Below are 12137 nucleotides of genomic sequence, written 5' to 3'. Positions count from 1 at the left end.
CAACCCGGCCGGCAATTTCAGCGATGATGGCGGCCGCAACGCCCCAGCCTGCAGCCGCAGTCCTGGGGCCGCTTCTTTTTCGACAACCCCGACCCTTCCATGAACGTTGATCTCAAGATTCTCGACGCGCGCCTGCGCGACAACATGCCCGCCTACGCCACGCCCGGCAGCGCCGGCCTGGACCTGCGCGCCTGCATAGACGCGCCGCTGACGCTCGCTCCCGGCGAATGGCAGCTGGTGCCCACGGGCATGGCCATTTACCTCAAGGACCCGGGCTATGCGGCCATGATCCTGCCGCGCTCGGGCCTGGGCCACAAGCACGGCATCGTGCTGGGCAACCTGGTCGGCCTGATCGACAGCGACTACCAGGGCCAGCTGATGGTCAGCGCCTGGAACCGCTCGCCCACGGCGTTCACGCTGCAGCCCCTGGACCGTCTGGCCCAGCTGGTGATCGTTCCCGTGGTGCAGCCCAGCTTCCGTCTGGTCGAAGACTTCGACGCGGCTTCGGAACGCGGCGAAGGCGGCTACGGCTCGACCGGCAAGGCCTGAGGCCGCAGGCCTGGGTCCGGTCTACAGGTCCAGCGACCGCTGGCGCCAGAACGCCCGATCGGGAATCAGGCCCTGGCCGGCGCTGGCGTTGTCGGCCATGTGCTCGGGTCGGCTGGTGCCCGGAATGACGCAGGTCACCGCGGGGTGGCTCAGCACGAACTTGAGCAGCACCTGGGCCCAGCTGGTGCATTCGATTTCGGCGGCCCAGGCCGGCAGCGGCCGGTTGCCCAGCTGGCGCAGCAGTCCGCCGCCGCCGAACGGCTGGTTCACCAGCACCGCCACGCCCTTGTCCGCGGCCAGCGGCAGCAGCCGCTCGGCCGCGCCCTGGTCGTCGAAGGCGTAATTGATCTGCAGGAAATCCAGCGGCTCGCGCTGGAGCACGGCCTCGACTTCGCGAAAGGCCGACGAGGTGTAGTGCGTGATGCCCAGGTAGCGCACCCGGCCCTGGGCTTTCCAGCCGCGCAGGGTCTGCAGATGGGTCTGCCAATCGACCAGGTTGTGGATCTGCATCAGATCGAGCTTTTGCGCGCCCAGCAGCGCCATGGATTCCTCCATTTGCCGAATGCCCGCATCGCGGCCCGAAGTCCAGACCTTGGTGGCCAGAAAGGCCTGGCGGCCGCGGCGCGATTTGGCCAGCAGCTCGCCCGTGGTCTTTTCCGATCGGCCGTACATGGGCGAGCTGTCGAGCAGCGTTCCGCCCGCGTCGAACAGCGCTTCGAGCACGCCCGGCAGGCGCGCGTATTCGGGCGAGCCCGGCGCATGGCCGAAGCCGCGCCAGGTGCCGCAGCCCACCACGGGCAGGGCTTCGCCGCTAGAGGGAATCTTGCGCTGCTGCATTGCCCGCGCCGGCGCCGCGGCATGGCCTGGCTGCAAGCCCACGGCCAGCGATGCGGCCAGCGTGGCGCGCATGAACTGGGCGCGGTTGATTCCGGGTGTTTCGTGGTTCATGGATGCTCCGTGAAAGTTGCTGCATTCTTCGCAGGCGCGGGTGTATCTGTCCCGCGCAATGTTTCCTGGCGCCGCGCCAGCCACACGCACAGCGCGCACCATGCGGCCGACAGCGGAATCGCCAGCAGCGCGATGCCCGCCAGCCCCACGCCCAGCGCCGACAGCCCCGCCGAGAGCCAGCCGCTGACCGCGTCGCCGCCGCGGTAGACCAGGGTCTCGATCGCGTTCTTGGCCTTGTACTTTTCCTCGCGGCGAATCACCGTGAACAGCACTTCGCGCGCCGGCCGGGCAATCGCGTAGTCGAGCGAGCGGCGCAGGATCTGCACGCCGGCCAGCACGGCCAGCGTGGGCGCCCAGGCGAGCGCGCCGAACGCCACCAGCGTCACCAGCGGCAGCAGGGCCAGGCACAGCACCAGCCCGAATTTGCGCATCAGCACGCCCGTGATCAACACCTGCAGCAGCAGCGTCAGCGACGACACGCACAAGTCGACCAGCGCGAAATAGCGTGTGCGCGCCGCGGTGTCGGCAAACGCGTCGCTGACGATGCGGCCTTGCTCGAAGTACAGGAAAGTCGAGGCCGCCGTGTGCAGCAGCAGGTAGGCGCAGATGCCCAGCAGATACGGCGAGCGTGCAATCAGCGACAGCCCGGCCCATACCTGGCCGCCCAGCGGCCGGGATCGGTCCGGCAGCGCCGCGTCCACCGCGTCTAGTACGGTGGTCTGCGCCGGGTAGATGCCGCGAAAGCAGCGCAGCGCAAGCTCCAGCAGCAGCGCGGCCAGCAGCGCCAGCGCCATGGTGCCGAACACGCTCACGGCCGCCGCGGCCAGCAGCGGACCGATCACCGTGCCCAGCGTGCCGCCCGCGGCGATGAAGCCGAACAGGCGCCGGCCCTGTTCATTGCTGAAGCAGTCGTCGAGCACGCTCCAGAAGATGCTGACGATGAACAGGTTGAACACGCTGACCCAGACGAAGAAGCTGCGTCCCAGCCAGGCGCTTTCCACGTTCAGCGCCATCAACGCGCTGAAGCCCAGCAGCGTCAGCGCGAAGAAGCGGTAGACCAGGGGCACGAAGCGCCGCGGCGCGAGCTTGCTGACCAGCGCGCCGAACACCGGCACGAGCAGCAGCATGGTGACGAACGTCGCGGTGAACAGCCAGCGCAGTTCCTCCACGCCCCCTGCCAGGCCCATGGCATCGCGCAGCGGCCGCAGCAGGTAGTAGCCCGAGAGCAGGCAGGCAAACCAGCCAAAGCCCAGCAGCGTGGCGTTCACTTCGTCGGGCGCGATACGGACCAGGCGACTGAGCAGCCGGTGGGCGCGGGAGGTCGTCATGGTGGGCGCAGCTTTCTCATGGAGGGAGGTCGAGGTTCACCAGCGCGACCATAGACTATTCGGCCGCCAGCGGGTGATAGGCCCCATGGCGCGTGCTGGCGTTGTGGCGCTAAGCTGCTGCAAATACCGTGCCGGCATGAGGCTGAGCAGGGCGCTTGGAGGGGACCGAACTTGAAAAACACATCGACGAAGCAGCGGCCGGGCCGACACAGTTCCTGGACGCGCATTGCGCTGCCGGCCGAGCAGCAGATGCGCCGCCAGCTGCAAAGCCGCCATTGGCTGCGACTGCACGCCTGGCTCACGGGGCTGTTCACGCTCGCGGTGATGGCCGCCCTGAGCGCCGTCCTGCTGCACGCCGGCATGCACAGCATGGCCTTGCGCTATGGGCTGGTGCTGGCCGCGGGCTATGGCGTGTATCTGCTGCTGGTGCGGCTGTGGGCCGAAGCCATGCTGCGCCGCTCCTGGGACCTGCCTGTCGATCTGCCCTGGCCTGGCGGCAGCGCGTCGGGCGAAACCGGCGCGCAGTTGAGCGAAGGCGGTGCGCAGTTGAGCGGGCAGGGCGGCAGTTTTGCCGGCGCCGGGGCTTCAGGCGGTTGGGACAGCGGCGGCGAAGCGCTGGGCAGCGCTGCCGAGAGCCTGGCTGAAGGCGCAGGCGGTGTGGATCTGTCGGCGGGGCTGGAGGCCGTCGATGCCGATGGGGTGGTTCTGCTGCCCGTGCTGCTGGTCTTCGGTCTGCTGTTGCTGGCGCTGACCGGCGCGGGTTCGCTGCTGTGGCTGATGTTCGGCTCGGAGCTGTTTCTGGCCGTCGCCGTCGAGGTGTCCTTTGCGCTGCTGATGGCGCGCACGCTCTATGTGATGGAGCGCGAAGGCTGGCTGCTCGTCGCCTTGCGCCTGAGCTGGAAGCCGGTGCTGGGCGCGCTGCTGGTGACCGTGGCGCTGGGCTGGGCCTGTGATTTCTTCTTTCCACAGGCCGATACGCTGGCACAGGCGGTGCGGGCGCTGCGCACGCATTGAGACGTATCCGAAAGCACCATGTGTGAGTAAGTGTCAAACCTGTCGGCTTGGGATGATGGCCTACCGTTATAGGTGGACAGGCCGGTCAAAATAGGACAGGCCCATGCCGAAGACGGGTGTCCATCGACCCAGGTCGAATCGGCATGTCGCAACAGGAGAGATTTCCATGCAGAACATTCAACGTTGGAGCCGCGTCGCGGCCGCAGGCGCCGTTGTCGCCGTGCTGACCGCTTGTGCCGGCTATCCCCAGGGCGGCTATAACCAGTCGGGTTACCCCAACCAGCCCACGGCGAGCTACCCCTCCCAGTCGTATCCTACGGCGGCTTATCCCAACAGCCGCCCGGTGTACAACAACAATCAGGCTTATCAGCAGCAAGGCCGTGTCGTCAACATCGAGACCGTGCGCGTGCAAGACTCCAGCGGCATCGGTGCCGGCGGCGCCATCGTCGGTGGCGTGCTCGGCGGCCTGGTGGGCCACCAGATCGGCGGCGGCTCGGGCAAGACGCTGGCCACGGCGGCCGGTGTGGTCGGCGGCGCGCTCGCGGGCAGTGCCGTGCAGAACCATGCGGGTGGCGGCAGCGTGCGCGATATCTACCGCGTGACCGTCGAGGCCCGCGACCGCAGCCTGCGCGCGTTCGACTATCCGAATCCGCCGCCGTTCAGCATCGGCGACAACGTGCGCATCGAGAACGACCAGATTTACCGCTGAGTCGATTCAATGAAAAAGGGACTCCTCGGAGTCCCTTTTGCGTTCAATGCACCGTATCGTTGCCCGGAGCCTGGGGCGGCTGGATGCGGAAGAAGCCCGTGCCCGAGCTGCCGCGGCCGATTTCCTCTTCGGTCGCTTCGCGCACGCCTTCGACCTTGAGGTGCAGGCGCAGCGCGATGCCGGCCAGCGGGTGGTTGCCGTCGAGCACCACATGCTCGGGGTAGATGTCGGTCACGGTGTAGAGCGCGTCCTTGGGCGCCTCGGCGTTCGTGCCCGTGGGCAGCGCATGGCCTTCGAAGGTCATGCCTTCCTCGATCTCCGCGGGGAACAGCGTGCGCGGCTCGAGGAAGATCAGCTTCTCGTTGTAGTCGCCGAACGCGTCTTCGGGCTCAAGGTGCAGGTCGAGCTTGGCGCCCATGCCGTGGCCTTGCAGCGCGCGCTCGATGGCCGGCAGCAGGTCATCGCCGCCGACGAGGAAATCCACCGGCTCTTCGAGCACGTCGAGTTCTTCGCCCAGGGTGTCCTTGAGGGTCCAGGTCAGAGCGACCACGCATTGTTCTTTGATGTCCATGGGTTTGCAGCCTTGTGAGTGGGAAAAGGCCGACCGCATCGCGATCGGCCCGTATGGCGTCGATTTTCCCATGCCTGTCAAGGCCAGCGCGCCGCGGCGGGCTTATACGGCCCGTCGCCCCGCTTAGAAGGGGTAGTGGCGCGGTGTGGTCTGCATCGTGATCCAGCGCGTATCGGTGAACGCATCGATGCCGGCCTGGCCGCCGAAATGGCCGTAGCCCGAGCTCTTGACGCCGCCGAAAGGCATTTGCGCTTCGTCGTGCACGGTGGGGCCGTTGATGTGGCAGATGCCCGATTCGATGCGCGCCGCGACCTGCCAGGCGCGCGCGGTGTCGCGGCCGTAGACCGCGGCCGACAGGCCGAACTCGTTGTCGTTGGCGATCGCGATCGCTTCCTGGACATTCTTCACGCGCACAATGGCCTTCACGGGAGCGAAAGTCTCTTCGTAGAAGATGTCCATCGCCGAGGTCACATGGTCGAGCAGCGTCGCGGGCATCAAGGTGTTGTCGGCCTTGCCGCCGCACAGCAGCTTCGCGCCCTTGGCGAGCGCGTCGTCGATCAGCGCATTGACGCGCGTTACCGTGGTCTGGTCCACGACCGAGCCCAGCACCACCGGGCCCTGGCGCGGATCGCCCAGCGGCAGCGAAGTGGCGCGCGCGACCAGCTTGGCGATGAACTCATCGGCGACTTTCTCGTCGACGATGATGCGTTCTGTTGACATGCAGATCTGGCCCGAGTTGGCGAACGCGCCGAACGTCGCGCCGGCCACGGCCGCGTCGACATCGGCGTCGTCGAGCACCAGGAACGGCGCCTTGCCGCCGAGTTCGAGAATGGCGGGCTTGAGGTACTTGGCCGCGGTCTGGCCGATGATGCGGCCCACGCGCGTCGAGCCGGTGAAGTTCACGCGGCGCACGGCGGGGTGGGCGATCATGGCTTCGACCACGGTGCCCGCATCGGCGGGCGCATTGGTCACGAAGTTCACCACGCCCGGCGGCAGGCCGCCTTCCTGCAGCGCCTCGATGATCAGGCCATGGGTCGCGGGGCACAGCTCCGAGCCCTTGAGCACCACGGTGTTGCCGCAGGCCAGCGGCGTGGCGATGGCGCGCACCGCCAGGATGATGGGCGCATTCCAGGGAGCGATGCCCACGACCACGCCCGCGGGCTGGCGCACGGCCATGGCGAGGCTGCCGGGAACGTTCGAGGGAATGACCTGGCCGCTGATCTGCGTGGTCAGCGACGCGGCTTCGAGGAACATGTCGGCCGCGAGGTGCACATTAAAGCCGGCCCAGATGCCCGACGAACCGGTCTCTGCGGCCATGGCCGCGGCAAAGGCCTCGCCCTTGGCTTCAAGGGCCGCGGCCGCTTTCATCAACAGGCCGCGGCGCTCGCCCGGGCCCATCGCGGCCCAGGCGGGAAAAGCCTTGGCCGCGGCATCGATCGCGGCGCGCGCGTCGTCGGCCGTCGCGGCCGGGGCGCGCGTGGCGACCTGGCCGTCGAGCGGGTTGCGGCGCTCGAATGTGGCACCACCCGTGGCGCCCACCGATTGGCCGCCGATCAGCATTTGTTGTTCGATCATGAGACTTCCTTCACAAAAAAATCAATGGGCAGCGCCCAGATATGCTTGTCGCACGGCAGGGCTGGCTTGCAGTTCTGCTGCCGTTCCCTGGCCCACGACAAGCCCGGTTTCCAATAGATAGCCACGGTCGGCAATCGCCAGACTCTGCCTGGCATTCTGTTCGACCAGCAGCACGCCCACGCCCAGCGTGCGGATGCGCGCCAGCGCCGAAAACAGCTCCTTGCACATCAGCGGCGACAGACCGAGAGACGGCTCGTCCAGCAACAGGATATCGGGCGCCGACATCAGCGCTCGGCCCACGGCCACCATCTGCTGCTCGCCGCCGCTCATGGTGCGCACGGTCTGCGCCATGCGCTGGGCGAGCTTGGGAAAAAGATCGAGCACGCGCGCCAGGCTTTGCGCTTCGAGCGCGCGCGCGCGCCGCGGCTGGGCGCCGAGCTGCAGGTTCTCGCGCACCGTCAGGTCGCCGAATACGCCGCGGCCTTCGGGCACCAGCGCCAGCCCGGCTTCAACCACCTGGTGGGCCGGCAGCCGCGTGAGCTCCTGGCCGCCAAGCAGCACGCGTGCGCCTTCCTGTGGCCGCACCATCGCGCCAATTGCCTTGAGCAGCGAGGACTTGCCCGCGCCATTCGCGCCCAGCATCACCACCAGCTCGCCCTTGGCGACCTGCAGCGACACGCCGCGCAGCGCCTGGTGCTTGCCGTAGGCCAGGGACAGGTCGTGGACTTCAAGCATGGGCCGTCTCCTCGACATCGTCGCTGCCCAGATAGGCCTCGATCACGCGCGCATCGCTGAGCACTTCGCGCGTAGGGCCGTCGGCAATGCGGCTGCCGGTGTTCATCACCACGCAGCGGCTGCACAGCGCGTGCACCGCATCCATCACATGTTCGACCATCAGCACCGTCATGCCTTCGTCGCGCAGCGCGGCGATCAGCGCAATGCCCTGCTGCAGTTCCGTGGGGTTGAGCCCGGCCAGCCATTCGTCGAGCAGCAGCAGTTTGGGCGCGAGCGCCAGCGCGCGCGCGAGTTCCAGCCGCTTCTGGTCGATATAGGTCAGCTCGCTCGCGGGCAGCTCGGCCTGGGCGGCCAGGCCCACGCGTTCGAGCAACTGCTGCGCGGCGTGTTCCGCGGCGCGGCCGTGCAGGCCGCCGGGGCGAAATGCCAGGCCCGCGGCGACGTTGTCGCGGCAACTCATGCCGCCGAGCACGCGCACCAGCTGAAAGGTGCGCGCCACGCCCAGGCGCGCGATCTGGTGGCTCGCCAGTCCGCTGATGGTGCGGCCGCCAAAGCGCACTTCACCGGCGTTGAGCGGCAGGGCGCCCGAGACCAGGTTCATGGCCGTGGTCTTGCCCGAGCCGTTGGGGCCCAGCAGGCCCACGACTTCGCCCGCATGCACGTCGAACGACAGATCGTTGACCGCGACCAGTCCGCCAAAGCGCTTGCTCAGGCCTTTGAGTTCCAGCAGCGGCTTCATTTTCCACCTCCGTTGTGCTTGCGCCGGCGCAGCCAGCCCGAGATGCCCTGGGGCACCGCATAGACGATCACCATGAACACCAGGCCGACAAGAATGGCGAAATGGTTGGGAAAATTCGCCGACAGGAACTCGAACAGCAGCACCAGCGGCACGGCGCCCAGCAGCGGCCCGAACAGCGTGCCCGCGCCGCCCAGCAGCGCCATGATCAGCGTCTGGAACGAGATCGCGGGCGCGAACGCAATGGTCGGATCGAGGTAGGTCCAGCGCGGCGCCATGATGGCGCCGGCCACGGTCATGAAGGCCGCGCTCAGCGTGAACAGCAGCACCTTGACGCGCGTGGTGTTGATGCCCACGTGCACGGCCACGGTCTCGTCCTCGCCGATCACGCGCAGCGCCAGGCCCAGCCGGGTGCGCGCTATCCAGGCGCGCAGGCCCAGCACCAGCGCCAGCAGCACCAGCAGCTGCCAGTAGATGTCCTGGGCCGTGATGTCGACGAACACATAGCGGCCCAGGTCCTTGGTGATGTTGACTTCGTACCAGGTCACGAGCTGCTTGACCAACTCGGCCAGGCCGAAGCTGAAGATCACGAAGTACACGCCCGACAGCCGCAGCGTCGCCAGGCCCACGACCAGCGCCATGGCCACGCCCACGCCCAGGGCGATCAGCAGCACCGCGGCCCAGGGCAGCGCTTCGCCGAACACCGCGGTGGTGTAGGCACCGACGCCGAAGAACGCCACCGTGGCCAGCGAGACATAGCGCGTGGGCCCGGAGAACAGCGCCCAGGCCGAGGCCAGCACGCTGTACATCAGCACGCTGATCAGCAGCGACAGGTAGTAGTCGTTGTGCATCCACTGGGGCACCGTGGCCAGCCCGGCCAGGGCGAGGGCGCCCGCGCCCCATGCCATTGCATCGCGGCGGCTCATCGTGCGCCCTTTCCAAACAGGCCCGTGGGGCGCAGCAGCAGCACGCCGAGGAACAGCGCGTAGTTGACGGCCAGCGTGAGGCCTGGGTCTATGAAGGTCGCGACCAGCGTTTCGGCAAAGCCCAGCATCATTCCCGCGAGCAGACAGCCCATCAGATTGCCCACCCCGCCCATGATCACCACGATCAGCGCCTTCATGGCGAACATGGTTCCCATGGCCGCGGAGAACGGCAGGAACATGCTGACCAGCACGCCCGAGGCCGCGACCATGGCGCCGCCCAGGCCGAACGCCAGCGCCGCGGTGAAGCGCACGTCGATGCCGACCAGCGGCGCGAAGCGCGGCGCGACCGAGACGGCACGCACCACCGTGCCCATGCGCGTGCGCGTCAGCAGCAGGTAAAGACCCAGGCCCAGCGCGATCGCCACGCCCAGCACCAGCAGCCGGTTGGCCGCGACCGTGCTGCCCAGGATCTGCACCGGCGTCGAAAGATAGGTGTAGCTGTGATAGTTGCCGCCGAAGGCGACCATCATCACGCCTTGCACGACGAACATCAGGCCGAAGGTCGCGAGGATGGAATCGACTTCGAGCGCCGGGCCCGCGCCCGTGCGGCGCACCAGCGGCGTCAGCAGCAATTGATAGACCAGCCACTGCACGATGAAGCCCAGGGGCAGCACCAGCAACAGCATCAGAAGAGGGGACAGCCCCCAGGCGGTCACGCCCAGGTAGGCCAGAAAGGCCGGCGCGATCAGAAACTCTCCATAGGAGAGATTCATGATGCGCGCCACGCCGTATTGCAGGGTCAGCCCCATGGCGATCAGCCCGTAGAGGCCGCCCAGGGTGCTGCCCGCGAGCAGGATGTCCAGTAGATTCATGGGGCCGGAACTTCAGTTCTTCCAGCCGGGTTTAGGTATTACCCCCGGCTTGGCGCCCGCGCGGTTGGCCGGTGCAATGCCGTAGAACTCACCGTTCTGCCACTGGCCCACGTACCAGAGCTTGGTCAGCATCTGGTTCTCGAGCTTGACCGGGCCGATGATGGTGTCGAAGGTGCCGGTCTTTATTTCCTGCGTCACGGCCGCGCGGTCTATCTTGCCCACGCGCTCTATCGCCTGCTGCAGCACCTGCAGCGTGGTGTACTGGATGGTGCTCGCGAAGCGGTCGGGCTCGTAGCCGGCCGACTCCTTGTGGCGCTTGAAGTAGTCCTTGATCGCGGGCGAATCGAAGTCGACGCCGCCCGGCGCCATGATGCCTTCGGTGGCCGCGCCGAACTTGGCCTTGAACATCGGAAACTGCGTGCCCACGCCGGTGAACATCACCTTGGGGTTGAGGGCGTTGATGCGCGACTGCTCGGTGATCAGCATGGTGTCGGGCGGGTACGAGTAGGCGATGAACACGTCGGCGTTCTTGCTCTTGATCTCGGTCAGCAGCGGCGTCATGTCCTGCGTGCCGATCGGATAGCTCTTGTCGTAGACCAGCTCGAAGCCATGCTGCTTGGCGGCCTTGCGCGTGGCGTTGGCCAGCTCCACGCCGAAGCCGTCGGCGATGTTGATCATCGCGATCTTGTTGCCTATCTTGCCTTCCTTCTTCGCGCTTTCGAGGTAGCTCACCAGCGACTCGGCGTAGCCCGCGCCCGTGCCCAGGAAGAAGAACGCATGCTTCCAGCGCTTGGCGAGTTCGGGCGCCTTGTCGGTCACCGCGGTCGCGGCGAGCAGCGGGTATTTGTGCTTTTCGTAGGTCGGGCCCACGGCCAGGTTGCTGCCTGTGCTCCACGGCGGCAGCACGAAGTCGACCTTGTCCTGGGTCATCAGGCGTTCGGTGGCGCGCACCGCTTCCTCGGTGCTGGAGCGGTCGTCGTACTCCACGACTTCGATGGGCACGCGCTTGCCGTAGGCCTTGAGCATGATGCCGCCCGCGGCATTGATCTCCTTGACCCACAACTGGTAGTTGGGCATCACGGTGGCTGCGGTGCCGCCCGCGTTGTGGCCGGTCTTGGCGATGGCCCAGCCTATGCGCACCGATTTCGGTGCTTCCTGCGCCAGGGCCAGCGGGGCCAAAGTGGCGATGGCGGCAGCGGCAGTCACCTGCTTGAGCCAGAAACGTTTGCTTGCTGTCTTCATGCTTGTCTCCTTGGTCGCTCTTTTGCTGAGCGTGCAAGGATGCTAGGGCGTGGGCCGCGGCGTGGCTGTACTGAGCATGCACTAAGTGCTTGACTGTGAATGCACGGTGCTCAGGGTTTTCCAGGGCTCGCGCGCATGCCTGGATAATCGGCCGCACATCCCGGGAGGTAGCGAATATGGACAGCAGCTTGAGCACCGATGGCCTGTCGGCCCAGGAAGCCGTGCCCGCGTGGCAGGACTGGATGTCCACGCTGTTTTCGGGCCTGGGCACCGACCTCTATGGCGACACCGTGTTCGAAGGCCATCTGCAGCGCTCGCAGGCGGGCGCGGTGGTCATGACGCGGCTTGAGGCCGCGCGCCACCGCGTGATCCGCAGCGTCCAGGGGCGGCGCTCGCACGACCCTGACTACGTGAAGATCGTCGCGCCCTGGCAGGGCCTGGCGGCCGTGCGCCAGCAAGGCCAGGAAGCCAGCGCGCGCAGCGGCAGCTGGGTGATCTACGACACCAGCCAGGCCTATGAAGTCGCCAACCCCGAGTGGTCCGAACACCTGATCGTGATGCTGCCGCGCCAGAGCCTGGTGCAGCGCGGCATACGGCTCGAAGGGCTGATGGGGCGCAATGTGGGCGGCAGCTCGGGGATTGCGCGCGTCGCGCTCGAAGCCATGCGCAGCACCTACCAGGAGCTGCCCACGATGGCGCCCGCCGTGGCCGAGCGCGCGGGCGAGCTGCTGATCGATCTGGTGCATTTGTCGCTGCAGGAGCTGTCGGGCCGCGGCACGGCGCAGACCCAGCAGGAGGCATTCAAGGACCGCATTCGCGCCCATGTCGCCGCCCATGTGCGCGACCCGCGCCTGACCATCGACGATATCGCCCAGGCGATGCATTGCAGCAAGCGCCACCTCTACAACGCGTTCGCCGACGAACCCCTGACG

General features: G+C 67.3%; 13 protein-coding genes. 4 read left to right on the top strand and 9 right to left on the bottom strand.

The genetic code is table 11. The annotated features are described in order from the left end of the window. Window positions 1-99: 99 nt before the first annotated feature. Window positions 100-549 carry a dUTP diphosphatase gene (dut, locus tag KHY18_RS20765; protein ID WP_213304289.1) on the top strand — a complete coding sequence of 150 codons (450 nt, stop codon included), beginning with the start codon at window positions 100-102 and terminating at the stop codon, window positions 547-549. Window positions 550-570: 21 nt separating this feature from the next. On the opposite strand, the gene KHY18_RS20760 is transcribed toward dut, so the two are convergent. Together KHY18_RS20760 and KHY18_RS20755 are read right to left on the bottom strand one after the other, a co-directional pair. Then, the gene (locus KHY18_RS20760) at window positions 571-1476 is read right to left on the bottom strand and encodes an aldo/keto reductase (RefSeq protein WP_213304348.1); all 906 of its coding nucleotides are present in this window, start codon (window positions 1474-1476) and stop codon (window positions 571-573) included. A gap of 17 nt (window positions 1477-1493) precedes the next feature. Beyond that, window positions 1494-2825 carry an NTP/NDP exchange transporter gene (locus KHY18_RS20755; RefSeq protein ID WP_213304286.1) on the bottom strand — a complete coding sequence of 444 codons (1332 nt, stop codon included), beginning with the start codon at window positions 2823-2825 and terminating at the stop codon, window positions 1494-1496. 171 nt (window positions 2826-2996) lie between these two features. On the opposite strand from KHY18_RS20755, the gene KHY18_RS20750 reads away from it, so the two are divergent. Both KHY18_RS20750 and KHY18_RS20745 read left to right on the top strand, forming a co-directional pair. Then, window positions 2997-3839 (top strand): hypothetical protein, encoded by an 843-nt coding sequence (locus tag KHY18_RS20750; RefSeq protein ID WP_213304283.1) that lies wholly within the window; start codon window positions 2997-2999, stop codon window positions 3837-3839. A gap of 166 nt (window positions 3840-4005) precedes the next feature. Further along, complete coding sequence (locus tag KHY18_RS20745; protein WP_213304280.1) at window positions 4006-4548, top strand: outer membrane lipoprotein; 543 nt, start codon at window positions 4006-4008, stop codon at window positions 4546-4548. A gap of 43 nt (window positions 4549-4591) precedes the next feature. On the opposite strand, the gene KHY18_RS20740 is transcribed toward KHY18_RS20745, so the two are convergent. The 7 genes from KHY18_RS20740 to KHY18_RS20710 form a co-directional block, all read right to left on the bottom strand. Next, a complete protein-coding gene (locus KHY18_RS20740; protein ID WP_213304278.1) occupies window positions 4592-5119 on the bottom strand; it encodes an FKBP-type peptidyl-prolyl cis-trans isomerase in 528 nt (175 codons plus the stop codon). A gap of 123 nt (window positions 5120-5242) precedes the next feature. Continuing rightward, entirely contained in the window at window positions 5243-6694 is a 1452-nt protein-coding gene (locus tag KHY18_RS20735) for an aldehyde dehydrogenase (protein ID WP_213304276.1), read from the bottom strand. A gap of 21 nt (window positions 6695-6715) precedes the next feature. Then, complete coding sequence (locus KHY18_RS20730) at window positions 6716-7429, bottom strand: ABC transporter ATP-binding protein (RefSeq protein WP_213304274.1); 714 nt, start codon at window positions 7427-7429, stop codon at window positions 6716-6718. Then, the gene (locus KHY18_RS20725; protein WP_213304272.1) at window positions 7422-8168 is read right to left on the bottom strand and encodes an ABC transporter ATP-binding protein; all 747 of its coding nucleotides are present in this window, start codon (window positions 8166-8168) and stop codon (window positions 7422-7424) included. Before KHY18_RS20725 ends, KHY18_RS20730 begins: the two co-directional genes overlap by 8 nt. Next, window positions 8165-9091, bottom strand: coding sequence for a branched-chain amino acid ABC transporter permease (locus KHY18_RS20720; protein WP_213304270.1), 927 nt, complete (start codon window positions 9089-9091; stop codon window positions 8165-8167). Before KHY18_RS20720 ends, KHY18_RS20725 begins: the two co-directional genes overlap by 4 nt. Beyond that, window positions 9088-9963: a branched-chain amino acid ABC transporter permease gene (locus KHY18_RS20715; RefSeq protein ID WP_213304268.1), complete on the bottom strand. Its 876-nt coding sequence runs from the start codon at window positions 9961-9963 to the stop codon at window positions 9088-9090. The genes KHY18_RS20720 and KHY18_RS20715 overlap by 4 nt, the downstream gene beginning before the upstream one ends. A 12-nt stretch (window positions 9964-9975) precedes the next feature. After that, window positions 9976-11205, bottom strand: a complete 1230-nt coding sequence (locus KHY18_RS20710; protein WP_213304266.1) for an amino acid ABC transporter substrate-binding protein — start codon at window positions 11203-11205, stop codon at window positions 9976-9978. Window positions 11206-11381: 176 nt separating this feature from the next. On the opposite strand from KHY18_RS20710, the gene KHY18_RS20705 reads away from it, so the two are divergent. Next, window positions 11382-12137, top strand: a 756-nt coding sequence (locus KHY18_RS20705) for a cupin domain-containing protein (RefSeq protein WP_213304263.1), incomplete at its 3' end; no start/stop codon positions are given.

The organism is Acidovorax sp. CCYZU-2555 (genome assembly GCF_018413525.1).
Lineage (GTDB): Bacteria > Pseudomonadota > Gammaproteobacteria > Burkholderiales > Burkholderiaceae_C > Comamonas.
This window is presented reverse-complemented; position numbering and strand designations above follow the sequence as displayed.